Source organism: Microbacterium sp. UBA3486 (genome assembly GCF_002377845.1).
GTDB classification, from domain to species: Bacteria; Actinomycetota; Actinomycetes; order Actinomycetales; family Microbacteriaceae; genus Microbacterium; species Microbacterium maritypicum_A.
Genome location: NZ_DFQP01000039.1, coordinates 57,160 through 79,513, shown reverse-complemented (window position 1 = coordinate 79,513; position 22,354 = coordinate 57,160). Strand labels below are relative to the sequence as shown.

Below are 22,354 nucleotides of genomic sequence, written 5' to 3'. Positions count from 1 at the left end.
GCTCCGTGCCTCCCTGAACTGAAAGCTCTCCATGCACCTGCTCGAAGCACTGATCCTCGGCATCGTCCAGGGACTCACCGAGTTCCTTCCGATCTCCTCCAGCGCTCACCTGCGCATCCTCGGAACGTTCCTCCCCTCGGGTGAGGACCCGGGGGCCGCGTTCACCGCGATCACACAGATCGGCACCGAGGCCGCCGTCGTGGTGTTCTTCTGGCGCGACATCGTGCGCATCGTCACACAGTGGTTCCGGTCTCTCGTCGGCAAGGCGCCGCGCAACGACCCGGACGCCAGGATGGGCTGGTTGATCATCATCGGCAGCATCCCGATCGTGGTCCTCGGGCTCCTCTTCCAGGATCAGATCGAGACCGTGCTCCGATCGATGTGGATCGTCGCCGTCATGCTGATCGTGTTCGGCATCCTGCTCGGCGTCGCCGACTACGTGGGAGCGAAGCGCCGAAAGCTCGATGACCTCACCTACCCGCACGGCATCGCCTTCGGTTTCGCGCAGGCGCTGGCACTGATCCCCGGGGTCTCCCGCTCGGGCGGCACGATCACGATGGGCCTGTTCCTCGGATACGAGCGAGCGGCTGCAGCGCGCTACGCCTTCCTGCTGGCAATCCCCGCCGTCTTCGGCAGCGGCTTCTACCAGGTGTTCAAGAGCTGGGACGAGCCGTCGTTCTTCTCGTTCGGCGACACCCTCGCCGCGACGGGAATCGCCTTCGTGGTGGCGCTGGGCGTGATCGCATTCTTCATGAACTGGATCTCGAAGCGCAGCTTCCTGCCGTTCGTCATCTACCGCATCCTGCTCGGCACCGTCCTGCTGGTCCTTCTCGGCACCGGCGTGATCGCCGCCTGACCCGCGCTCAGCGCTTGCGGTCGCCCGGACCGTCGTCGCGGCGGCGCAGGTAGCGCTCGAATGCCTGGGCGATCGCATCGCCCGACGCCTCGGGGGAGTCCCACGTGTCACGGGTGCGCTCGAGCTGGCGGATGTACTCCGCCATGTCCTCGTCCTCCGATGCGGCGGCATCGATCGACGCCTCCCAGGCGGCGGCCTCCGTGCGCAACGCCGTGCGATCCACATCCACTCCGGTGAGCTCCTCGAGACGGTCGAGGAGGGCGAGCGTGACCTTCGGCGAGGGTGTCGCCGAAGCGACGTAGTGTGGCACGCTCGCCCACAGGCTCGCGGTGGGGATGCCGGCGTTCTCCGCGAAGTGCTCGAAGACGGTGAGGATCCCCACGGGGCCCTCGTACAGCGAGCGTTCCAGACCATGTGCCTCGCGCACCTGCTCGTTCTGGCTGGAGGCGAAGATCGAGATCGGCCGTGTGTGCGGAACGTCGGACAGCATGGCGCCGAGGGTGACGAGACCGGTGATGTCGTCGCGCAGAGCGATGTCGATGAACTCGGAGGCGAACGCCTGCCAGGTGCGCGCCGGCTCGGCTCCGGTGAGAAGCCAGAACTCCGGGCCCGGGCCGGGGTTCCGAGGACGCCACAGACCTGCTTCCGGCCAGGTGAGCTGACGACGGCCTTCCGCATCCATCCGCGTCGACGGACGCGTGTACTGGTAATCGAAGTACAGCTCGGGGTCGACGGAATGCACGAGATCGTATTCCGACGAGGAGCGCAGCGCCTCGATGGCGCTGCTCGCCGCTTCACCCGCGTCATTCCAGCCGTCGAAGGCGGCGATGACGATGCGCGGACCGAGAACATCCATCGAGGGCTCCCTTCGAGATCGCGGTCGTGATCCTTCCAGGCTAGTCCGCGAAGGCGGGGAGCGGGCGGCACCACGGCTAGCATGGGTTCAGTGAGCAGAAAGCCCAGCGCGGTCCTATGGGACATGGACGGAACACTCGTCGACACCGAACCGTATTGGATGGCGGCCGAGACAGCACTGGTCGAATCCTTCGGCGGATCCTGGACCCACGAAGACGCTCTGCAGCTCGTCGGCAGCGGATTGATCGACAGCGCGGTGATCCTTCAGAATGCCGGAGTCGCCATGGAGGCCGAGGCGATCGTGTCTCACCTGACCGACGTCGTGCAGGAATCGCTCCGCACGCAGGGCGTCCCGTTCCGTCCCGGCGCGCGCGAACTGCTCCGGGATCTCCGGGCGGCGGGCATCCCGACCGGGCTCGTGACGATGTCGCTGCGTCGGATGGCTCTGAACGTCGTGGATCTGATCGATTTCGAGGCCTTCGACATCGTCGTCGCGGGGGATGACGTCGACAACCCCAAGCCGCACCCCGAGCCGTATCTGCAGGCCGCAGCCCTCCTCGATGTCGACATCGCCGAGGTGATCGTCATCGAGGACTCGCCGACCGGTGTCCGTGCCGGCCTCGCCTCCGGAGCGTTGACGCTCGCCGTTCCGCACATCGTCCCCCTGGATCACCTCGGGGCGCACGAACTGTGGCCGACGCTCGCCGGCCGGGGAGCCGCCGACCTCACCGATCTCTATGACAGCAGCACCGCCTCGACAGGAGCGACCCGATGACCGACTCCCGAGCTCCGCGGCCCAGCGGCCCGTTCCGCGCCGGCGATCGCGTGCAGCTGACCGGACCGAAAGGCCGTCTGCACACCGTGACGCTCCGCGAGGACGGCGAGCTCCACACGCACCAGGGCGTGCTCCGTCATCGCGACCTGATCGGGCTGCCCGACGGCTCCGTCGTCGCCAACAGCTCGGGACACGACTACCTGGCGTTGCGTCCGCTGCTGCGCGACTTCGCGATGTCGATGCCCCGCGGCGCCGCGATCGTATACCCCAAGGACGCGGCGCAGATCGTGATGCAGGCGGATATCTTCCCTGGATCGGTGGTCGTAGAGGCCGGGGTCGGTTCCGGCGCGCTCTCGCTCTCGCTCCTGCGTGCGGTGGGTCCGGCGGGAAGGCTCATCTCGTTCGAGCGCCGTGAAGATTTCGCCGATGTGGCGCGCGGCAACGTCGAGACGTTCTTCGGCGAGCACCCGGACACCTGGCGGGTCGTCGTCGGCGATCTCGTCGAGGCGTTGCCGACGGAGACCGCTCCGGCCTCCGTCGACCGCGTCGTGCTCGACATGCTGGCGCCGTGGGAGTGCATGGATGCCGTCGCTGAGGCCCTCACACCTGGCGGGGTCGTGCTCTGCTACGTGGCGACCGCGACGCAGCTCTCCCGGGTGGCCGAGTACATCCGCGGCACGGGGCTCTTCACCGATCCCGATGCCTCCGAAACGATGGTCCGCGGCTGGCACGTGGAGGGTCTCGCCGTGCGGCCGGATCACCGGATGGTCGCGCACACGGGATTCCTCCTCACCGCACGGCGACTCGCACCGGGCGCCATCGCGCCCTCGGTGAAGCGGCGGGCATCCAAGAGCAGTTACGGCGACGAAGACGTGGAGGCGTGGACCCCCGGCGCCGTCGGCGACCGCGAGATCAGCGACAAGAACCTGCGCAAGCGCGCGCGGGAGGCGGAGAAGGCCGCCGAGGGGGCGCGCCTGGCCGCCGCATCGCGCGATTCCGGGCACGCGACGGAATAGACTGGAGCGCGTGCGTAAAACGTCCGCCGTTCTGGCCTCTCTCAGCCTTGCCGTCCTCGCCCTCACAGGGTGCACCGCGACCGCATCCGACGGTGTCGCCGCTTGCGATCGCGGGGGCAACGACAAGATCCTGAACGTCGCCGACGTGAGTGGTGACCTCGGCTCTGTCCCAGACGTCACCGTCTTCGGGCCGGTGAAGAGCGACAAGACCTCGTTCGCCGACGTCACCGTCGGCGACGGGCTCGCGCTGGGATCGGATTTCCAGCCGGTGGTGCTGGACATCGCCTTCTACGGCGGCGACAGCGGCAAGAAGCTCTATCAGTCCGAGTTCAACGGCGACCAGAGCCGCGTCCACAGCATCGACTACTGGGCGCAGCGTTCCGCGGGGCTCTCGGAGGTGCTCGAATGCGCGACCGAGGGCAGCCGCGTCCTCGCCGTTCTGACCCCCGAGGACTTCGGCGAGCAGAACGTCCAGGCGTTCGGCCTCGACGAGGGTGAGAGCATCGTGGCCGTGATCGATGTTCTCGACGTGATGCCGTCGAAGGCCACGGGAGCGCTCCAGTTCAACGACGCACGCGGCATGCCGACGGTGGTGCGCGCTCCTGACGGAACTCCCGGCATCATCATCCCCGATGTTCCGGCGCCCACCGAGATCACCACCCAGACACTCATCAAGGGCGATGGCCCGAAGGTGAAGAAGGGCGACATCGTCGTCTCGAACGTCATGGGTGTCGGCTGGGACGACAAGAAGGTCACGACGAGTTCCTGGGGCAAGGATGCCAGCGTCAGCGTTGCTGCAGAGCAACTCGTCGGCGCCACTGTCGGCTCCCAGCTCCTCGTCGTGTTCCCCGCGGCCGAGAACACTCCCGCGACCGCGATCGTCGTCGACATCCTGGGCGCAGTGACGGCGCCTGCGCCGTGATGGCGGCCCGGATCCCCGCGGAGGAGCGCCTGACGAATCTCGTCGTGGCGTTGATGGCGACGGAGATCGGGTTGACCAAGCAGCAGATCCTCGACAACGTCTCCGGCTATCGGCAACGCGCCGAAGCAGGCACCCGCTCGGACGCCCTGGAGAAGATGTTCGAGCGCGACAAAGACGAGCTGCGCTCGCTCGGCGTGCCCATCGAGACCATCGGGGACGCCGCGGACCCGAACGATCTCCGCGAAGCGCGGTATCGCATTCCTCAGGCGGAATACGATCTCCCCAGCGACATCGAGTTCTCGCCCGCCGAGCTGGCCGTGCTGCAACTCGCCGGCAGCGTGTGGAGTGCGGAGTCGGTCTCGGGCGACGCGCAGTCCGGCGTCCGCAAGATCCGAGCCCTCGGCATCGACGGCGATGAACCGATCATCGGGTTCGCGCCGCGCATCACGGCGCGAGACGCCGCCTTCTCACCGCTGCAGGATGCGATCGAGCGGTGCAAGGTGGTGACGTTCGAGTATCTGAAGCCCGGCGAGGACACGCCTCGTCGTCGGCGTATCCGCCCCTTGGCGCTGGTCGACTACGAGGCACGCTGGCACGTCTTCGGCATCGACGTCGACGTCGACGAAGATCGCACGTTCCTCCTCAGCCGGGTCGTCGGCGACGTGCGGGTGAGCACGCAGAGCTTCGACCCCGCGCTGCGTGACGGGGCGGGGGATCGCGCCCTCGCCGGGTTGGAACGCGTCGCATCCGAGAACTCCGCGCTCCTGGAGATCACGCCAGGGACGGAGGCCGCACTGCGCCTGGGACGACGGGCCACATCCGCCGCACAGGGGATCAACGTCCCCTTCGTCGACCTGCACATCCTCGCGGATGAACTCGCCTCGTACGGTCCGGAAGTCAGAGTGGTCGAACCCGCCCTGCTCCGGGAAGCGGTGATCTCGCGCCTTCGTGCCGTCGTGCGAGCCCACACCGATGTCGAGGAGGCGAAATGAGCGCGAAGGCGAAGCCCCTGCTCGCGGCTGATCGCGTGCGGGTCTATCTGACACTCGTCCCCTACCTCCTCGAGCACGGCCAGGTCTCTCTCCAGGAGGCGGCGTCAGAGTTCGGCGTGACTCCGCAGGAGATGCGGAGCATGGTCGAGAAGCTCACCGTCATCGGTCTGCCCGGGGAATCGGGCTACTGGCAGCAACCTCAGGAGATGTTCGACATCAACTGGGACCTGCTCGATCTGGACGACGTCATCGAGATCACCAACGACGTCGCTCTGCGTCGCGTCCCACGGTTCACCGCGCGTGAGGCCGCGGCGCTCCTGGCGGGTCTGCAGATGGTGGCTGCGGTGCCCGCCGTCTCCGATTCGGGCCTCGTCGCCGGCCTGATCTCCAAGCTCTCTCGAGGCGCCGCGGATGCGCCCGCCGATGTGGTCGTCGCTCCGAGCGCCGTCGACGAGGTTCGCGAGGCGGTCGCCCGCGGGCTTCATGAGGGGGTCGCGATCTCCTTCACCTATCAGGCTCCCGACGCAGCCCCGACGACGCGCACGGTCGACCCGATGCAGATCCTCATCACCAACGGACAGTGGTACCTGCAGGGGTGGTGTCACCTCCGACAGGCGATGCGCACCTTCCATCTCGATCGGGTGAGCGCCCCGACGCTGACCGACATCCCGATCACCCACGCGGGCGATCAGGTTCCCGAGGCATTCGCAGGACTCGACGATGAGCGCGAGGTCACGGTTCGTGTCGCCGAGCGGCTGGCTCCGCTCCTGAACGGATTCCTTCCCCCCGGTGAGACCGAGGTGATCGACGGAGCCGTGACAGCGCGCCTCCATCTCGCCGACCCGCGGGGCATCAAGCGACTGGCTGCGCGCTTCGGCGGAGCGATGGAAGTCCTGGAACCCGGTGTCGCCCGCGCAGCCGCGAGGGACTGGGCCGCCTCGGGACTCGCCCTGTATCGCCAACCCGAAGCAAAGGTTTGATCTGTAGACTGGAGCGAACGCTCACCGACGACGGGAATCCTGACATGTTCGCTGGAATGCAAGGCTGGCACCTGCTTATCGTGCTCGCCGTGATCCTCCTCCTGTTCGGTGCTGCCAAGTTGCCGGCTCTCGCGAAGAGCATGGGACAGTCCGCGCGCGTGTTCAAGGGCGAGATGAAGGCGATGAAGGACGACGACGCCGCTCGCACCGATTCCGCAGCCGCCGAGCCGACCACGGTGAAGGACTCGGGAATCGACCCTGAGACCCCGCCCCGCGCCTGACCGGCCGTGGCAGCCATCGAACCGACCGTGATGCCGAAGGCGGATCGGGATCGACGGATGTCGCTGGGCGCGCATCTCGTCGAACTGCGCAAGCGTCTGATGTTCGCTGCGCTCGCGCTGCTGGTCGGCATGGTCGTCGCGTTCCTCATCGCCGACCCGATCATCAACTTCATCACCGAGCCGGTACGGATCATCGCCGAGAAGCGCGGAGACGACTTCAGCGCACTCAATTTCGGCACGGTCACGGCCGCGTTCGACATGCGCATGCGCATCGCCTTCTCCATCGGCATCTTCCTGTCGGCTCCGGTATGGCTGTGGCAGATCTGGGCGTTCATCATGCCCGGCCTCACCCGCAAGGAGGTCAGGTACACGATCGGTTTCGTCGTGGCCGCCGTTCCGCTGTTCTTCGCCGGCTGCTACCTCGGCGTCATGATCATGCCCCACATCATCGAACTGATGTGGAGCTTCACGCCCGCCGGGGCGACGAACCTCTACTCCGCTCAGGAGTACTACGATTTCATCTTCAAACTGATGATCGTGATCGGCATCTCGTTCGTATTGCCCGTGTTCCTGGTGGCACTCAACCTCGCAGGCGTCATGTCCGGACGGGCGATCCTCAAGGGATGGCGTGTCGCGATCATCATCGCCACGGTGTTCGCCGCGCTCGCGACGCCGGCGGCTGATGTCGTCAGCATGCTGATGCTCGCGGGCATCCTGATCGTCCTCTTCTTCGCCGCCGCAGGTCTCTCGCTGATCTTCGACCGACGAAAGCGCAAACGCGACGAGGCATCAGGGCTTCTGCCGGATCCGGCATGAGTTCGCCTTCCGAGAGGTACGCCCGCGCGCAGGACGCAGTGGAGCACCCGCAGTCGACGGCGTTCGCCGCACTGCAGAAGTTCCAGCTCGATCCCTTCCAGGTCGCCGGCTGTCACGCGCTCGAGAGCGGCCGGAGCGTGTTGGTCGCGGCGCCGACGGGCGCCGGGAAGACGATCGTCGGCGAATTCGCTATCCACCTCGCGATGCAGACTCCGAGTGACAAGGCGTTCTACACGACGCCGATGAAGGCCCTCTCGAACCAGAAGTTCCGAGAGCTGGTCGACGTCTACGGTGCCGACGAGGTGGGACTCCTCACGGGCGACACGAACATCAACGGCAACGCACGGATCGTCGTGATGACGACCGAGGTCCTTCGCAACATGATCTACGCCGATTCCTCTGCCCTCCGCGACCTCCGCTACGTCATCATGGACGAAGTCCACTACCTCGCCGACCGGTTCCGGGGCGCGGTGTGGGAGGAGGTCATCATCCACCTCCCCGCACGTGTCCGCCTCGTGTCGTTGAGTGCCACGGTGTCGAACGCGGAGGAGTTCGGCGACTGGCTCGACACCGTGCGCGGCGACACCGAGGTGATCGTCTCCGAGATCCGTCCCGTGCCACTCGAGCAGCACGTGCTCGTCCGCGACGACCTCCTGCCGCTGTTCGACGACCGCGCTGGTCTGGCCACGGCGCAGGTGAACCAGGAGTTGATGCGGATCCGCTCGTCGACGGGCACGACCTACGAGAACAACCGCCAGGCGCAGTCCTATCGCAGCGACCGTCATGCCGGCCGTCAGGCGAAGCGGCCTCCGCGGGGAGGACGTCGTCCGGTGCGTGCCGCCAATGCCCGCCGGATCGAGCGGATGGACCGCCCCGACGTCGTGCGGCTTCTGGAGCGGGCGAATCTGCTGCCGGCGATCTTCTTCATCTTCAGCCGCGTGGGGTGTGATGCCGCGGTGCAACAGGTGCGCCGCTCGGGGATCCGGCTCACCTCGAATGAGGAACGTGCCGAGATCCGGGCCATCGTCGAAGAGCGCACGCGCACGCTCCAGGAGGAGGACCTCGGCGTCCTCGGCTACTGGGAATGGCTCGACAATCTGGAGCGCGGCGTGGCGTCGCATCACGCGGGGCTGCTGCCTGCTTTCAAAGAGGTCGTCGAAGAGCTTTATCAGCGCAAGCTGGTCAAGGTCGTCTTCGCCACCGAGACGCTCGCGCTCGGGATCAACATGCCGGCACGCACCGTTGTGCTCGAGAAGATGGAGAAGTTCAACGGCGAGGCCCGGGTGGCCATCACCTCGGGGGAGTACACCCAGCTCACCGGGCGCGCAGGACGCAGAGGGATCGATGTCGAGGGTCACGCCGTCGTGCAGTGGACCGAGGGCATGGATCCACAGGCGGTCGCTGCACTCGCCTCCCGCCGCACCTACCCCTTGAACTCCAGCTTCCGGCCGACGTACAACATGGCCGTCAACCTGATCGACCTGTTCGGCAAGCCCAGGGCCCGAGAGATCCTGGAATCTTCGTTCGCCCAGTTCCAGGCCGACCGTGCCGTCGTCGGGCTGGCGCGGCAGGTGCGTGAAGCCGAGGAATCGCTGGCCGGCTATCAGAGCGCGATGGCCTGCGAACACGGCGACTTCCCCGAGTACGCGGCGATCCGACGCGAGCTGAGCGACCTCGAGAAGAAGAACCGTCAGGACTCGAACGCCCCGCGCGCGTCGCGCGACAAGCGCATGAAGCGCATCCAGACCCTGCGGACGCAGATGCAGCGTCACCCGTGCCATCGCTGTCCCGACCGCGAAGCGCACGCACGCTGGGCGGAGCGCTACTGGAAGCTCAAGCGTCAGACGGATCGCATCCGTCGTCAGATCGAGACACGCACCGGGACCGTCGCGCGGGTCTTCGACCGCGTCGTCGAGGTCCTGGAGACGCTCGACTATCTGCGTGACGAGGACGGGGAGACCACGCTGACCGAGGCTGGACGGACCATGCGTCGCATCTACGGCGAACGTGACCTGCTCGTCGCGGAGTCCTTGCGTCAAGGCCTCTGGGCCGGCCTCGATGCTCCGTCCCTTGCAGCCATGGCGTGCTGTCTGGTGTACGAACCCCGCCGCGACGAGGCGAACACGGGGGAGAGGGGTCTACCGCGAGGGCCCTTCCGCGCGGCGTATGAGAAGACGACCACGCTCTGGGCCGAGCTCGACGACCTCGAGCAGGACCATCACCTCCCCGGAAGCGAGCCCCTGGCCGCAGGCCTGGCCGGGGCGATGCACTCCTGGGCGCGGGGCGGGATGCTCGACCGAGTGCTGATCGATGCGGATATGGCGGCCGGGGACTTCGTGCGCTGGGCCAAGCAGACGATCGATCTGCTCGACCAGTTGTCGATCGTGGCCGAGGATGCGGCTCTCGCGCGTACGGCTCGTGCCGCGCTCGACGGGGTGCGTCGCGGCATCGTCGCCTACTCGTCGATGTGAGATGGACGGAATGACCGAGAAACCAGCGCCGCAGCGCGCCCTCCTGCCACTCTGGGCCGCTGTGCTCGCTGCCGCACTCGCCGCCCTGGCGATGGACCTGGCCTATCCTGAGGCCGCGATCTGGATTCTCGCCTTCCCCGCGACCGCGCTTCTGCTCGTCGCGCTGATCGGGCGCCGGTTCGGTGGGGCTCTGCTCGTCGGTCTCGTCTACGGCATCCTGTTCTTCGGGCTTCTCGTCTCCTGGACGTCGCGATACCTGGGGCCTGTTCCCTGGGCCGCCCTCAGCGTGGTGGAAGGTGTGCTGACCGCCGTCGCCCTGGTTCCGATCGCCCTCGCGTACCGTTGGATGCCGAAGGCCTTCCCGGGGACCGCAGGACGTCTCCTGGGGCTTCCCACGGTCATCGCCGCCCTCTGGGTCGGTCGGGAGCTGTTCATCGGCTCCTGGCCCTACGGGGGCTTCCCCTGGGCACGGATCGGCATGAGTCAGGCGGAGAGCCCTCTGGCATCCGTCACATCATGGGTCGGCGTCAGCGGTCTCAGTTTCCTGATGGTGCTCGTCGTCGCGATGCTGATCGAAGTCGTCCGACTGCGTGCATGGCGTGGTCCGATCCTGCTGATCGCGCCCGCCGCCGTCCTCGCGGTGCTGCTGTTCACCCCGCTCTTCCCGACGTCCCCGAGTGGCTCCCTGCGCATCGCGGCGGTGCAGGGGAACGGTCCCACCGGGTACTTCGATGACCGCGAAGCGTTCGCCGTCATCCAGGCACAGACCGAAGCCACAGCGCCTCTTTACGGCGAGGACGTCGATCTCCTCGTCTGGCCCGAAGGCTCACTGGACGGCGACCCCTTCCAGATCGACGACCTCGCTCGGCGGATGACGCTCGTCGCCAATCGGATCGACGCCCCGTTGCTGGCGAATGCGGCCACCGGGCGCGACGACCGCTTCTTCAACACCTCCATGCTCTGGAACGCCGACGGCACCGCGACGCAGCTGCACGACAAGCGTCACCCTGTCCCTTTCGGGGAGTACGTGCCCGACCGTGCCTTCTTCAACGCGCTCGCGCCCGATCTCATCGGGCTCATCCAGAGGGAGTACACCCCGGGGCCGAACCCCCCGATCATGGATGTCGGCGACGTGCGCGTCGGTCTCGCCATCTGTTTCGACGTGATCTACGACGACGTGATCTGGCAGGGCCTGAACTCCGGTGCCGAGGTGCTGGTGTTCCAGACCAACAACGCCGACTTCCGCGGTACGGACGAGAACCTCCAGCAGCTCGCCTTCGCGCGGATGCGGGCGATCGAGACGGGCCGCAGCGTGGTGAACGTCTCCACGGTCGGCACCAGCCAGGTCATCCGCGCGGACGGCTCGACGGTCACCAGCCTGGACGCAGATGAGGCCGGAGCGATGCTCGAAGATGTCGAGCTCCGGTCCGGCCTCACGGCGGGGGGCGTACTTGGCCGCNNCCGCCCCCACGGCGGGTGTCGTACTTGGCCCCTGGGTGCAGGCGATCCTGCTGTGGGGCGGTCTCGGCGCGCTCCTCGTCGGGTGGTGGCGCGCCCGGAGGCGCTAGGCGCCGATCTTCTCGCGGGTCGGGTCTTCGCCGGCGCCGCGCCGGGCGCGGATGAAGGCGAGGCGCTCTTCGAGAAGCTCTTCGAGCTCGGCGCGGGTACGGCGCTCCAGGAGCATGTCCCAATGGGTGCGGGCGGCCTTCTCATCGCTGGCCTCGAGCGTGACGGCCTGACCGTCGACGTTCAAGCGCGCCTCGGCGCCGCACGCGCGGCACTCCCAGGTCTGGGGCGGCTCTGCATCCGCCGCGAACATCAGGTTCGTGACGTGGCCGCAAGTGTCACAGGTGTAGGTGGTCTCACGGCGCTCCATGAAAACGACGCCCTCTTCGCTCTGTAGGCTCTGGGCGCCGAGTCGGATGCCGCGCAGGCTGCGATCTGCCATTGTGTGGTCCTCTCGTCGCTGTCAGGTATAACGCTCCAGCCTGTGCGCTTCATCCACGTGCCCGCCTTCTCGGCGGAACTCACAGGTTAATCCCAGCGCCGGAGGTTATGGGGCGAGTCGTGAGTCAGCGAGGAGAGAGCGTCTTGACAGCGAGATCCGCGCGATCGGAGACGATCCCGTCAGCCCCGAGGCCGACGAGTCGCCGCATGTCCTCGGGGTCGTTGACGGTCCACACATGGACCTCGACGCCATGCCGGTGCGCCGCACGCAGGAGCGCGGGGGTCAGGACCTTCAGCGCGCCGTAGCGCTCGGGAACCTGCAACGCGTCGATCTCGCGGAGCAGGCGGGCGGGGGAGAGGTGGAGTGCCGAGGCCCCCCGCAGGGAGGCGATCGTCCGGCTCCCTCCCGACGTCGCGGGACGGAGAGCGGCGCCGGCTCGCAGGACCGAGGCGAGGGCGGCACGGCGGTTCGCGTCGGAGAAGCTGGTCAGGAGGACGCGGTGGGTGTGATCGACCAGGATCGGGCCGAGAGGCTCGACGGCTGCGGCCGTCTTCACATCGATGTTGAAACGCACGTCCGGGAACGAAGCCAGCGCCTCCGACACCGTCAGGAGTCCACCGTGGTCGGCGAACAGTGTCCGCAGTTCGCGTGTGCGCACATCGTGGACCCTTCGGCTGTCGCCGATCAGACGGGTCAGGGTCGTGTCGTGGAACAGCACCACATCGCCGTCCGCGGTGACCTGGCAGTCGGTCTCGATATAGTCGACGCCCGCCGCGTGCGCGGCGGCGAAAGCCGCGGCAGAGTTCTCCCAGACGCCGGAGTCCTCGCCTGCCGCGGTGATCAGACCGCGGTGGGCGAGGACTCGGGGATGCCGCGTCTTCGAGAAGTACGGGTGCGTCACGCGCCCGGAAGCGTGTTCGTCGGGCCCTGGCCCGCCTTCGGGGTGAACGCACTGCCGATGCCCTTGAGCGCCTCGGTGAGTTCGCTCGGGATGATCCACAGCTTGTTGGACTGCCCCTCGCTGATCTTCGGCAGCATCTGCAGGTACTGGTAGGCGAGCAGCTTGTCATCCGGCTCGCCCTGGTGGATGGCGCTGAAGACGTTCTGAATCGCCTCGGCCTCACCCTGTGCGCGGAGCACAGCAGCCTGCTTGTCACCCTCTGCCCGGAGGATCTCGGCCTGACGGGCACCCTCGGCCTCGAGGATCGCCGACTGCTTGGTTCCCTCGGCCGTGAGGATCGCGGCGCGTCGGTCACGCTCGGCGCGCATCTGCTTCTCCATGGAGTCCTGGATCGAGATGGGCGGGTCGATCGCCTTCAGCTCGACGCGGCCGACGCGGATTCCCCATTTGCCGGTGGCCTCGTCGAGCACGACGCGCAGCTGCCCGTTGATGTTGTCGCGGCTTGTGAGTGCCTCTTCGAGGTTGAGGCCACCGACGACGTTGCGAAGAGTGGTGGTGGTCAGCTGTTCGACCGCACCGAGGTAGTTCGCGATCTCGTAGGTGGCTGCGCGCGCGTCGGTGACCTGGAAGTAGACGACCGTGTCGATCGACACGACCAGGTTGTCCTCGGTGATGACCGGCTGCGGCGGGAAGGACACGACCTGCTCGCGCATGTCGATCAGGGGGCGCAGGCGATCGATGAACGGGACGAGGACGTTCAGACCGGGGGTCAACGTCTTGTGATAGCGCCCGAGGCGCTCGACGACCCCTGCCGTCGCCTGGGGGATGATGCGGATCGCACGGGCGACGGTGACCACCACGAAGATGATCACCGCGATCACGAGGATCCACAGGATCGCTGTGGGGATGAACGATGCGTCGTTCACGGGTTCTCCTAGTCGTTGACGGGACGGACGATGGCGGTCGCACCGTTGATCGCGGTCACGGCGATCGGAGCGCCCTGCGGGATCGGCACGGGCGTGGCGGTGCGAGCGGTCCAGGTGTCGCCGTTGGCGAGCTTGACCTGGCCGGAGATCTGAGTGATGTCGTGCAGCGCGATACCGCGCAGGTCGACGAGGGCGTCGACGTTCGACTTGGTCGGATCTTCTCCGCGGCGCAGTCGCTTGAGGAGCGGGGGACGCAGGAAGAGGATGAACAGCGCGGCGGCGGCCGCGGCGATGATGACCTGCAGCCAGACCGGAACACCGATCAGATCCGTGACCAGCCCCACGACGCTGCCGAAGCTCAGCATCAGGAAGGTGAAGTCCAGCGACAGCATCTCGATGACGAGGAAGACGGCGATCAGGACCAGCCAGCCGATCCAAGCCCATTGGTCGATGAACGTGACGAATGTCGTGAAGTTGTCCATGCGGCCTCCTTTGTGGTCAACGTATCACGCGGGCACCGACGGATCAGGGTGCCACAGCGCGCGCTTGATAGTGTGAGAGGGCCGTGCGATCACGGCTTTTTCACGCATCATGAGGAGTCACCGTGACCGACGTTCTTCCCGCAGGATCCCTTGACGGCAAGGTCGCTCTTGTCACCGGTTCATCGCGGGGCATCGGCGCCGACACCGTGCGCTACCTCGCCGAGGCAGGCGCCGACGTCGTCATCAACTTCCGCAACAAGGCACCGCGTGCAGAGAAGCTCGCCGCCCAGCTCCGCGAGCTCGGCCGTCGCGCTCTCGTCGTCGGCGCGGACCTGACCGACCAGGCATCCGTCGCCGAGATGTTCGAGGCGATCCGCGCCGAATACGGGCGGCTCGACGTCCTCGTGCTCAACGCCTCCGGCGGCATGGAATCCGGCATGGCCGAGGACTACGCCCTCGCGCTGAACCGTGACGCCCAGCTCAACGTCCTGAACGCAGCGACGCCCCTGCTCGGAGACGGCGCGCGCGTCGTGTTCGTCACCAGCCACCAGGCGCACTTCATCCGGACCACGCCGACCATGCCGGAGTACGAACCGGTGGCACTCTCGAAGCGGGCGGGGGAAGACTCGCTCCGCGAGCTCATCCCCGGACTGACCGAGAAGGGGATCGGGTTCACCGTCGTCTCGGGCGACATGATCGAAGGAACGATCACGGCGACTCTGCTCGAGCGCGCGAACCCGGGCGCCATCGCCGAGCGCCGGGAATCGGCCGGCAAGCTCTACAACGTCTCGGAGTTCGCAGCCGAGGTCGCCAAGGCCGTCATCGACCCGGTACCGGCGGACAACACGCGCCTCGTCGGTGACGTGAGCGCCTTCGCCGCCGAGTAGCCAGGGCGCACAGATCGGCCCCGTCCTGCACGCTGCGGGACGGGGCCGTTCTGATTTCAGACCGAGAGGATCAGCTCGTCGCTCCACCCTGCACGGCGGAGACGTATTCCTTCTCGTCTCGACCGAGCGTGATGGCGCGCACGATCTGGATGATTCCGAGCACGACCAGCGAGATGCCCAGCAGCAGCCAGAACGCGAAGCCGGCGATGAGCGGCGAGAACAACACGATGATTCCCGCGACGATGCTCAGGATCGCGTAGAGGACGGTCCAGACGCGCGAGCCGTCGCTGCCCAGCAGTGTGAGCGCGACGATCCCATCGACGATCCAGCTGACGCCGATGAAGATCACGACCACGAAGGCGAGCGTGGCGGCGGCGGCATTCAGGTTGAAGTACGCGATGACACCGGCAGCGATGTAGAGCAGGCCGAGGACGATGTGACCGACGCGCGCCCACCCGCCCTTCGCGCTCGAGAAGATGCCGAGTCCGACGTAGACGAGACCGGCGATGATGAGGTAGGTGGCGAAGATCGCCGTCACGATGACCGCGGACTTCACCGGCCAGACGAGGAGGACGATTCCGGCGAGCAGCGCCAGCACACCGGCGACGGCCAGCGTGACGCGGATCGACTTGAACAACGACTTGGCCTCCGTGAGTGGTTCAGACATGGTGGGGACCCCTTTCTGAGAAGATCCTGTGAGGATGCGCCCTCAGGATAGCGCTCCGCCGGGCCGGAGCGGGGGAGAAGCCGTCTTCCGCGTTTCGTTCCGTCATGCCGCGACTTCCGGGGACATGGCAAGATCAAGTCGTGACCGACGTCGACGAAGTTCGCCTCCGCGAACTCACCGTGATGAGGAGAGTCCGAGACCGCATCGACCGGGAGTACGCACGACCACTCGATGTCGAGGCGCTCGCCCGCGGTGTGCATATGTCGGCGGGGCACCTGAGCCGGCAGTTCAGAGAGGCCTACGGCGAGTCTCCCTACTCGTATCTGATGACCCGACGTATCGAGCGGGCGATGGCACTCCTGCGACGCGGAGACCTGACGGTGACGGAGGTGTGCTTCGAAGTGGGCTGCTCCTCGCTCGGCACATTCAGCACGAGATTCTCCGAGCTGGTCGGTGTCGCACCCAGCGTGTACCGTGAACGCGCTGCCAGCGTCGAGGGAATCCCCTCGTTCCAGGCCAAACACGTGACCAGACCGATCAGGAATCGAGAAGCGCCGCGCACCGATGCGCACCTAACGTGAACACCATGAACATCAGCATCCACTACGCATTCCTTCCGCACACCGATGCCGAAGCTGCGCTCGCCTTCTACCGCGACGCCCTCGGCTTCGAGGTGCGCAACGATGTCGGGTACGACGGCCTGCGGTGGCTCACCGTCGGGCCCGAGGGGCAGCCGCAGACATCGATCGTGCTGCACCCGCCGGCAACCGATCCGGGCATCACGGACGCCGAGCGTCAGACGATCCTCGAGCTGATCGCCAAGGGCAGCTACGCGGCCCTCACGCTGGCCAGCGATGACGTCGATGCCCTCTTCGAGCGTCTCGTCGAACGTGGAGCCGATGTCGTGCAGGAGCCCATCGATCAGCCCTACGGTGTGCGCGACTGCGCGTTCCGTGATCCTGCAGGCAACCTGCTGCGTATCAACCAGGCCGCCTGACCTTCTCTCCACCGATCCCACGAAAGACGCCGATGACCACGGACGAGCACCCCGCAGACACCCACGACCTGATCCGCGTACAGGGCGCGCGCGAGAACAATCTCAAGGACGTCAGCGTCGATATCCCGAAGCGCCGTCTGACCGTGTTCACCGGCGTGTCTGGTTCGGGGAAGAGCTCGCTCGTCTTCGACACGATCGCGGCGGAGTCGCGGCGCATGATCGACGAGACCTACAGCGCCTTCGTCCAGGGGTTCATGCCGTCGGTGCCCCGTCCAGATGTCGACATCCTCGAGGGTCTGACCACGGCGATCATCGTCGACCAGGAGCGTCTGGGAGCGAACCCCCGATCGACCGTCGGCACCGTCACCGACGCCAACGCGATGCTCCGCATCCTGTTCAGCAAGCTGGGGCAGCCCTATATCGGCGGACCGACCGCCTTCTCGTTCAACATCCCGACGCAGAAGGCCAGCGGTGTCATGACAGGCCCGGGCGGAGAGAAGAAGATCGTGAAGGATGCGATCTACCTCGGCGGCATGTGTCCGCGATGCGAGGGGAGGGGAGCGGTGTCCGACCTCGATCTCGCCCAGATCGTCGACGAATCGAAGTCTCTCGACGACGGTGCCATCATGGTGCCCGGCTACACGGCCGACGGATGGATGGTGAAGGGGTTCTCCCAGTCGGGCTTCTATCCCGCGGATAAGCCGATCTCCCAGTTCACCGACAAGCAGCGACACCTCTTCCTCTACGGCGAGGTCACGAAGGTGAAGATCTCCGGGATCAACATGACGTACGAGGGTCTCATCCCGAAGATCACGAAGTCGATGCTTTCGAAGGACCTCGACGCGCTGCAGCCGCACATCCGGGCCTTCGTGGAGCGCGTGGCCACGTTCGCCGTCTGCCCGGAGTGCGATGGGACGCGGCTCACCGAGGGGGCGCGGTCGTCGAAGATCGAGGGTGTGAGCATCGCCGATGCGTGCCGCATGCAGGTGACAGACCTGGCCGATTGGGTCCGGGGACTCGATCTCCCCGGAGCCGGTCCGCTGCTGCAGGCGCTCAGCGCCAATCTCGACGCCTTCGTGACGCTCGGCCTCGGATACCTCAGTCTGGAGCGTCCGTCTGGCACGTTGTCCGGGGGAGAGGCGCAGCGCATCAAGATGCTGCGGCACCTCGGGTCATCGCTCACCGACATCACCTACGTGTTCGACGAGCCGACGATCGGTCTGCACCCGCACGACATCCAGCGCATGAACGGCCTGCTGCTGAAGCTGCGGGACAAAGGCAACACCGTGCTGGTCGTCGAGCACAAGCCAGAGACCATCGCGATCGGCGACCACGTCGTCGATCTGGGGCCTGGTGCGGGCAGCGCCGGTGGGGAGATCTGCTTCGAGGGCACGGTCGAGGGGCTGAAGGCCAGCGGCACCAAGACCGGTGACCACCTCGAGGATCGGGCCCAGCTCAAGGAGGCAGTGCGCTCCGGAACCGGATCGATCGAGGTGCGCGGGGCCGCGGCGAACAACCTCCAAGACGTCGATGTCGACATCCCGACGGGGGTCCTCACCGTCGTGACGGGCGTGGCGGGCTCGGGCAAGAGCTCGCTCATCCACGGGTCGGTGTCCAAGCGCGACGGAGTCGTGGCGATCGACCAGGCCGCGATCAAGGGCTCCCGGCGAAGCAACCCGGCGACGTACACGGGACTCCTCGAGCCGATCCGCAAGGCTTTCGCAAAGGCGAACGGCGTGAAGCCGGCTCTTTTCAGCGCGAACTCCGAAGGCGCCTGCCCCTCGTGCAAGGGCGCGGGTGTGATCATCACGGAGCTCGGCTTCATGGACACGATCGAGACTCCCTGTGAGGACTGCGGAGGCAAGCGCTTCCAGGCCGGGGTGCTGGAGTACAAGCTCGCAGGCAAGGACATCACCGAGGTGCTCGATCTGCCGGTCTCCGAGGCCCGGGTGTTCTTCAGCGACGGGGAGGCCAAGCTGCCCGCCGCCACGGCGATCCTCGGGCGGATGGAAGACGTGGGACTCGGCTACCTGTCACTCGGGCAGCCGCTGTCGACGCTGTCCGGTGGCGAACGCCAACGCATCAAGCTCGCGATCCAGATGGGGGAGAAGGGCGACGTCTACGTGCTCGACGAGCCCACGACCGGCCTTCACCTCGCCGATGTGGACAAGATCCTGGGACTGCTGGATCGACTCGTGGATGCCGGCAAGACCGTGATCGTGATCGAGCACCATCAGGCAGTCATGGCGCACGCGGACTGGATCATCGACATCGGGCCGGGAGCCGGACACGACGGTGGCAGGATCGTCTTCGAGGGAACGCCGAGCGATTTGGTATCCCAAAAATCGACGCTCACGGGGGAGCACCTCGCGGAGTACGTCGGGGCGTGAGAACGTCGGAGTGCGTGCCCACGCTCGCACTCCGACCATCACGCGTCTCCGGCGGCTCCGCCTCCGTCGACTCGCGCGATGATCGTGTACGTGCAGGGGATCAGATCCCGCTCGGCCTCGGGCCAGGCGTAGCCGCCGGACACCTCGACCATGCGATCGCTGAATCGCCACGGCAGCGTACGGCCTTCATCGAAGTGGACGAGTCTGAGCCCTGCATGCAGCAGCGCGCCGAGGATCTCGGACAACGGGTGCGGCCACTCGTAAGTGCGGGCGTGGTCGATACGACCGTCGCCCGCATACGTGCTGTCGTCGTCCCACTGCTGCGCGCGACCGGTCGCGAAGTAGGAATAGCGCGTGGTCAGCGTGTCCGCGTCCTCATCCAGCGCATACAGGGCGGGATGACCGTCGCGGATGAAGAACATCCCGCCCGGACGCAGCAGCTGCACGATCTGCGCCGCCCACCGCTCCAGGTCGTCGAGCCAGCTGATCGTCCCGATACTCGTGTACACGACGTCGAAGTCACCGGTGACTGCAGCCCGCGCATCGAGGACATCGGTCTGCACCCACGTCGCATCGACACCCAGACGCACGGCGAGATCGCTCGCCGCACGCAGCGCAGACGGCGAGAAATCGACGCCGGTCACCGTCGCACCGGCGCGAGCCAGTGAGACCGTGTCGGTGCCGATGTGGCATTGCAGGTGACAGAGATCGAGGCCAGACAGACCGCCCGCAGGAAGGAACGAGGTCATCGTCGCGAGGTCGTCGCGAACGACGTCGCTGAGATGCGCGGGATCGTCGAACGCGGCGAGCCCATAGGCTTCCGTGTGCACCGGGACGCGGTCCTCCCAGTTCTCCTGATTCGCGCGTCGCGCAGATTCCCAGTCGATGTCGACGTTGCTTCCGTTCACGAGGCGAGCCTATCGATCACCGCTCTCGGATCACGAAAGATAGCCGATAATGCACATTATGTCAGCTAAAAAGATCGTCAGCGCCACCGGTGACAGATGCAGCTCCCGGTACCAGCACGCCCCCGTGCGATGATCGGTGCGTGCATCCAGCCACCCACGAGCCGCCCGGATATGCGTGTCCGTTCTGCAAATTCCAACAGGGTCTGTACGACGAACTCAGCATGCCGTCCGACGTGGTCGCCGTCACCGACCGTGCATTCGCTCGGATCGCGCCGAAGTGGTGGCCGGGGAACCCCGGAGCGGTCCTCGTCATCCCGCGGACGCACGTGGAGAACATCTACGACCTGTCACCGGAGGACGGCTTCGCGGTGTGGGATCTGACGCAGAGGGTGGCGATCGGCATCCGGTCATCCTACGAATGCGAGGGGACCTCCATCCGGCAGCACAATGAGCCCGCAGGAGACCAGGACGTCTGGCACCTGCATGTGCATGTGTTCCCCCGCTTTCCGGACGATCGGCTGTACCAACGACACGGAGACGCGGAGTGGGTGGATCCCGGCCGTCGCGAGACATTCGCGTCGAAACTCAGGGCCGCGCTGGGAATGCCGTTCGCGCTCGATTGATCGCCGGACTCGACCCGCCTGGCGGGCGCTGCAAGGATGGTTCGATGACTCTCACGGGCAGTGGCTCCACGCGCCTCGTCATTCTGCGCGGCGATGCCGCATCGGGGAAGACGACGACGGCGAGGGCACTGCGACCGGCACTAGGTCAACGGGTCGCCGTCATTTCTCAAGACCACTTCCGCCGTGAGCTGCTGCACGACCCCAACCGGTTGAGACGCTCTCGAGCGGCGAGCATCCTGATCGTCGGCGCCGCCCGGCAGGCGCTGGACCTCGGCTACGACGTCATCCTCGACGGGATCTTCAATCTGCGCGACTACGCCGAAGCTTTCGAGAGCTTGTACCTCGACCATCGCGGAACGACAGGAATCTATCAGTTCGACGTCGGCCTCGAAGAGACGATTCGGCGCCATGCCGGAAGACCTCTCGCGAACGCTTTCGGGGAGGACGAGATCCGCCGATGGCACGACGGGTGGCAACCACTCCCCTGGTTCGATGAGCGACGGGTCGGCCCGGAGACGACCACCGATCAACTCGTGACGATGATCCTCGAAGATCTCGGCCACCGCATCGCCGACTAAGCCGGTTCCTCAGCCGCCGGATCAGCAATCGGCCACGGTGACCGGAGTCGGCTGTACACGAGCATGTCCCGGCGCTCATCGCCGATCTTCTGCCACGAATGAAGCAACCCTTCGCGCGCATAGCCCGCCTTCTCAGCAGTCCGGAGTGAGGGCCCGTTCGTCGGATCGATGTGCAGCTGCAGACGATGCAGATCGGCGAGGTGCCACGCCCATTCCGTGAGGGTTCGCAGCGCGCTGTAGGCGTATCCCTCGCCGCGTCGCGTGGGTCGGATCCAGTAGCCGACGGTCGCTCGACCCTGGTCCCGGTCTCGAAGCCACAGCCCGATCTGCCCCACGCATTCTTCGTTCGCCTCGATCGCGAACGAGTAGCCGATACCCTTCGCTGCCCGCTCGTGCTGCCGGACCAGCCACGCGCCGGCGAGCCCGGGATCAGCGACGATGGGAACGGTGGTGACGTCGGTGATCGAACGATCGAAGGACGCCTCCAACACGGCATCGATGTCAGATTCCTCGAAAGGCCGGAGAACGATCTCGGGACCCTGTACCCGCGGAACGCTGAGTCCTGAGGTACCCGCGATCGCTCCGCTGTGCGGATCGACGAGATCACGGCGGTAGGTGATCATGGGCTCGCCGCCGAGCGGGTGCGGGACAGGCTCCGAGACCGCCGCGAACCCCTCCGATTCGTAGAGCGGGATGGCGGCGTTCCCTCGCCGCACCGCGAGTTCGAGGCTGAAGAAGCCGGCACCCGTCGAATACTGAATCGCATCGCGCAGCAGGGCACGACCACGTCCCTGCCCGGCGGATGACGGCATCACGGCGATCCGCTCCAACACGGCCGTCGTCTCGTCGTGTGTCTTCGGCGTGGTGAGAGCGAAACCCGCCAGAGGCTCCCCCGTGAGCGCGAACCGGAGGACATGGCCATCGAACAGCTTTCGCATGCGATCGGCGATCGAGCGGGAGTCGACATCCCCGTCACGGTGCCGGAGCGCGTGAATCCAGACGTCCACGCATCTCTCGATGTCCTCGGGGATGTCGCCCGCCACGATGTCCGTCATACCGGCAATCGTCGCACGCGCGACACCG

At 66.5% G+C, this 22,354-nt stretch carries 23 protein-coding genes and 1 pseudogene; 16 read left to right on the top strand and 8 right to left on the bottom strand.

Features of this window, described 5'->3' with window-relative positions:
- The first annotated feature begins 31 nt into the window (after positions 1 to 31).
- The gene (locus B2869_RS05175; protein WP_021200554.1) at positions 32 to 856 is read left to right on the top strand and encodes an undecaprenyl-diphosphate phosphatase; all 825 of its coding nucleotides are present in this window, start codon (positions 32 to 34) and stop codon (positions 854 to 856) included.
- Between the two features lie 7 nt (positions 857 to 863).
- On the opposite strand, the gene B2869_RS05170 is transcribed toward B2869_RS05175, so the two are convergent.
- A complete protein-coding gene (locus B2869_RS05170) occupies positions 864 to 1,712 on the bottom strand; it encodes a PAC2 family protein (RefSeq protein ID WP_292763436.1) in 849 nt (282 codons plus the stop codon).
- Between the two features lie 81 nt (positions 1,713 to 1,793).
- Here B2869_RS05170 and B2869_RS05165 point away from each other — a divergent pair, with 81 nt between their 5' ends.
- From B2869_RS05165 to lnt, 9 genes and pseudogenes are all read left to right on the top strand, one after another.
- Complete coding sequence (locus B2869_RS05165) at positions 1,794 to 2,486, top strand: HAD family hydrolase (protein ID WP_029259217.1); 693 nt, start codon at positions 1,794 to 1,796, stop codon at positions 2,484 to 2,486.
- On the top strand, positions 2,483 to 3,502 hold the full coding sequence (locus tag B2869_RS05160) for a tRNA (adenine-N1)-methyltransferase (protein WP_029259218.1): 1,020 nt from the start codon (positions 2,483 to 2,485) through the stop codon (positions 3,500 to 3,502). The genes B2869_RS05165 and B2869_RS05160 overlap by 4 nt, the downstream gene beginning before the upstream one ends.
- Before the next feature lie 10 nt (positions 3,503 to 3,512).
- Positions 3,513 to 4,424, top strand: coding sequence for a hypothetical protein (locus tag B2869_RS05155; protein ID WP_292763431.1), 912 nt, complete (start codon positions 3,513 to 3,515; stop codon positions 4,422 to 4,424).
- A complete protein-coding gene (locus B2869_RS05150; RefSeq protein ID WP_292763429.1) occupies positions 4,424 to 5,416 on the top strand; it encodes a helix-turn-helix transcriptional regulator in 993 nt (330 codons plus the stop codon). Before B2869_RS05155 ends, B2869_RS05150 begins: the two co-directional genes overlap by 1 nt.
- Positions 5,413 to 6,396, top strand: a complete 984-nt coding sequence (locus tag B2869_RS05145; RefSeq protein WP_021200560.1) for a helix-turn-helix transcriptional regulator — start codon at positions 5,413 to 5,415, stop codon at positions 6,394 to 6,396. The genes B2869_RS05150 and B2869_RS05145 overlap by 4 nt, the downstream gene beginning before the upstream one ends.
- Before the next feature lie 44 nt (positions 6,397 to 6,440).
- Entirely contained in the window at positions 6,441 to 6,677 is a 237-nt protein-coding gene (tatA, locus tag B2869_RS05140) for a Sec-independent protein translocase subunit TatA (protein ID WP_021200561.1), read from the top strand.
- Positions 6,678 to 6,734: 57 nt separating this feature from the next.
- On the top strand, positions 6,735 to 7,493 hold the full coding sequence (tatC, locus tag B2869_RS05135) for a twin-arginine translocase subunit TatC (RefSeq protein WP_029259222.1): 759 nt from the start codon (positions 6,735 to 6,737) through the stop codon (positions 7,491 to 7,493).
- The gene (locus tag B2869_RS05130; protein WP_292763424.1) at positions 7,490 to 9,964 is read left to right on the top strand and encodes a DEAD/DEAH box helicase; all 2,475 of its coding nucleotides are present in this window, start codon (positions 7,490 to 7,492) and stop codon (positions 9,962 to 9,964) included. Before tatC ends, B2869_RS05130 begins: the two co-directional genes overlap by 4 nt.
- Positions 9,888 to 11,324 (top strand): annotated as a pseudogene (lnt, locus tag B2869_RS05125) (apolipoprotein N-acyltransferase); the annotation flags it as partial. The gene B2869_RS05130 and the pseudogene lnt, both read left to right, overlap by 77 nt.
- Positions 11,325 to 11,528: 204 nt before the next feature.
- Here the strand turns inward: lnt and B2869_RS05120 are convergent.
- The 4 genes from B2869_RS05120 to B2869_RS05105 all read right to left on the bottom strand — a co-directional run bounded on the left by B2869_RS05120 (position 11,529) and on the right by B2869_RS05105 (position 14,221).
- Positions 11,529 to 11,912 (bottom strand): RNA polymerase-binding protein RbpA, encoded by a 384-nt coding sequence (locus B2869_RS05120; RefSeq protein ID WP_021200565.1) that lies wholly within the window; start codon positions 11,910 to 11,912, stop codon positions 11,529 to 11,531.
- Positions 11,913 to 12,036: 124 nt separating this feature from the next.
- A complete protein-coding gene (locus tag B2869_RS05115) occupies positions 12,037 to 12,813 on the bottom strand; it encodes a glycerophosphodiester phosphodiesterase family protein (protein ID WP_292763422.1) in 777 nt (258 codons plus the stop codon).
- Positions 12,810 to 13,739: an SPFH domain-containing protein gene (locus tag B2869_RS05110; protein WP_029265385.1), complete on the bottom strand. Its 930-nt coding sequence runs from the start codon at positions 13,737 to 13,739 to the stop codon at positions 12,810 to 12,812. The genes B2869_RS05115 and B2869_RS05110 overlap by 4 nt, the downstream gene beginning before the upstream one ends.
- Positions 13,740 to 13,747: 8 nt before the next feature.
- The gene (locus B2869_RS05105; RefSeq protein WP_021200568.1) at positions 13,748 to 14,221 is read right to left on the bottom strand and encodes an NfeD family protein; all 474 of its coding nucleotides are present in this window, start codon (positions 14,219 to 14,221) and stop codon (positions 13,748 to 13,750) included.
- A 122-nt stretch (positions 14,222 to 14,343) separates the two neighbouring features.
- Between B2869_RS05105 and B2869_RS05100 the strand changes: the two genes are divergently transcribed.
- Positions 14,344 to 15,108 (top strand): SDR family oxidoreductase, encoded by a 765-nt coding sequence (locus B2869_RS05100; RefSeq protein ID WP_292763419.1) that lies wholly within the window; start codon positions 14,344 to 14,346, stop codon positions 15,106 to 15,108.
- 70 nt (positions 15,109 to 15,178) lie between these two features.
- Here B2869_RS05100 and B2869_RS05095 read toward each other — a convergent pair whose 3' ends face one another.
- The gene (locus B2869_RS05095; RefSeq protein WP_021200570.1) at positions 15,179 to 15,775 is read right to left on the bottom strand and encodes an HdeD family acid-resistance protein; all 597 of its coding nucleotides are present in this window, start codon (positions 15,773 to 15,775) and stop codon (positions 15,179 to 15,181) included.
- Positions 15,776 to 15,879: 104 nt separating this feature from the next.
- On the opposite strand from B2869_RS05095, the gene B2869_RS05090 reads away from it, so the two are divergent.
- The 3 genes from B2869_RS05090 to B2869_RS05080 are packed head-to-tail and all read left to right on the top strand — an operon-like array spanning position 15,880 to position 19,162.
- Positions 15,880 to 16,356, top strand: a complete 477-nt coding sequence (locus tag B2869_RS05090) for a helix-turn-helix transcriptional regulator (RefSeq protein WP_046398982.1) — start codon at positions 15,880 to 15,882, stop codon at positions 16,354 to 16,356.
- Between the two features lie 5 nt (positions 16,357 to 16,361).
- The gene (locus tag B2869_RS05085; protein WP_029259226.1) at positions 16,362 to 16,772 is read left to right on the top strand and encodes a VOC family protein; all 411 of its coding nucleotides are present in this window, start codon (positions 16,362 to 16,364) and stop codon (positions 16,770 to 16,772) included.
- Between the two features lie 32 nt (positions 16,773 to 16,804).
- Positions 16,805 to 19,162, top strand: a complete 2,358-nt coding sequence (locus B2869_RS05080; RefSeq protein WP_292763414.1) for an excinuclease ABC subunit UvrA — start codon at positions 16,805 to 16,807, stop codon at positions 19,160 to 19,162.
- Positions 19,163 to 19,200: 38 nt separating this feature from the next.
- Here B2869_RS05080 and B2869_RS05075 read toward each other — a convergent pair whose 3' ends face one another.
- On the bottom strand, positions 19,201 to 20,070 hold the full coding sequence (locus tag B2869_RS05075; protein ID WP_292763412.1) for a class I SAM-dependent methyltransferase: 870 nt from the start codon (positions 20,068 to 20,070) through the stop codon (positions 19,201 to 19,203).
- A 221-nt stretch (positions 20,071 to 20,291) separates the two neighbouring features.
- Here B2869_RS05075 and B2869_RS05070 point away from each other — a divergent pair, with 221 nt between their 5' ends.
- Both B2869_RS05070 and B2869_RS05065 read left to right on the top strand, forming a co-directional pair.
- Positions 20,292 to 20,693: an HIT family protein gene (locus tag B2869_RS05070; RefSeq protein ID WP_292763410.1), complete on the top strand. Its 402-nt coding sequence runs from the start codon at positions 20,292 to 20,294 to the stop codon at positions 20,691 to 20,693.
- Between the two features lie 44 nt (positions 20,694 to 20,737).
- Positions 20,738 to 21,271, top strand: coding sequence for an AAA family ATPase (locus tag B2869_RS05065; protein WP_292763408.1), 534 nt, complete (start codon positions 20,738 to 20,740; stop codon positions 21,269 to 21,271).
- Here B2869_RS05065 and B2869_RS05060 read toward each other — a convergent pair.
- Positions 21,268 to 22,326: a GNAT family N-acetyltransferase gene (locus tag B2869_RS05060; protein ID WP_292763406.1), complete on the bottom strand. Its 1,059-nt coding sequence runs from the start codon at positions 22,324 to 22,326 to the stop codon at positions 21,268 to 21,270. The genes B2869_RS05065 and B2869_RS05060 overlap by 4 nt on opposite strands.
- Positions 22,327 to 22,354 lie beyond the last annotated feature (28 nt).

Excerpts from the sequence above, each read along its gene's own strand:
- B2869_RS05175 (WP_021200554.1), top strand. The coding sequence starts at position 32 with ATGCACCTGCTCGAAGCACTGATCCTCGGCATCGTCCAGGGACTCACC.
- B2869_RS05170 (WP_292763436.1), bottom strand. The coding sequence starts at position 1,712 with ATGGATGTTCTCGGTCCGCGCATCGTCATCGCCGCCTTCGACGGCTGG.
- B2869_RS05165 (WP_029259217.1), top strand. The coding sequence starts at position 1,794 with ATGGGTTCAGTGAGCAGAAAGCCCAGCGCGGTCCTATGGGACATGGAC.
- B2869_RS05160 (WP_029259218.1), top strand. The coding sequence starts at position 2,483 with ATGACCGACTCCCGAGCTCCGCGGCCCAGCGGCCCGTTCCGCGCCGGC.
- B2869_RS05150 (WP_292763429.1), top strand. The coding sequence starts at position 4,424 with ATGGCGGCCCGGATCCCCGCGGAGGAGCGCCTGACGAATCTCGTCGTG.
- B2869_RS05145 (WP_021200560.1), top strand. The coding sequence starts at position 5,413 with ATGAGCGCGAAGGCGAAGCCCCTGCTCGCGGCTGATCGCGTGCGGGTC.
- tatA (WP_021200561.1), top strand. The coding sequence starts at position 6,441 with ATGTTCGCTGGAATGCAAGGCTGGCACCTGCTTATCGTGCTCGCCGTG.
- tatC (WP_029259222.1), top strand. The coding sequence starts at position 6,735 with ATGTCGCTGGGCGCGCATCTCGTCGAACTGCGCAAGCGTCTGATGTTC.
- B2869_RS05130 (WP_292763424.1), top strand. The coding sequence starts at position 7,490 with ATGAGTTCGCCTTCCGAGAGGTACGCCCGCGCGCAGGACGCAGTGGAG.
- B2869_RS05120 (WP_021200565.1), bottom strand. The coding sequence starts at position 11,912 with ATGGCAGATCGCAGCCTGCGCGGCATCCGACTCGGCGCCCAGAGCCTA.
- B2869_RS05105 (WP_021200568.1), bottom strand. The coding sequence starts at position 14,221 with ATGGACAACTTCACGACATTCGTCACGTTCATCGACCAATGGGCTTGG.
- B2869_RS05095 (WP_021200570.1), bottom strand. The coding sequence starts at position 15,775 with ATGTCTGAACCACTCACGGAGGCCAAGTCGTTGTTCAAGTCGATCCGC.
- B2869_RS05090 (WP_046398982.1), top strand. The coding sequence starts at position 15,880 with ATGCCGCGACTTCCGGGGACATGGCAAGATCAAGTCGTGACCGACGTC.
- B2869_RS05085 (WP_029259226.1), top strand. The coding sequence starts at position 16,362 with ATGAACATCAGCATCCACTACGCATTCCTTCCGCACACCGATGCCGAA.
- B2869_RS05080 (WP_292763414.1), top strand. The coding sequence starts at position 16,805 with ATGACCACGGACGAGCACCCCGCAGACACCCACGACCTGATCCGCGTA.
- B2869_RS05070 (WP_292763410.1), top strand. The coding sequence starts at position 20,292 with ATGCCGTCCGACGTGGTCGCCGTCACCGACCGTGCATTCGCTCGGATC.
- B2869_RS05065 (WP_292763408.1), top strand. The coding sequence starts at position 20,738 with ATGACTCTCACGGGCAGTGGCTCCACGCGCCTCGTCATTCTGCGCGGC.
- B2869_RS05060 (WP_292763406.1), bottom strand. The coding sequence starts at position 22,326 with ATGACGGACATCGTGGCGGGCGACATCCCCGAGGACATCGAGAGATGC.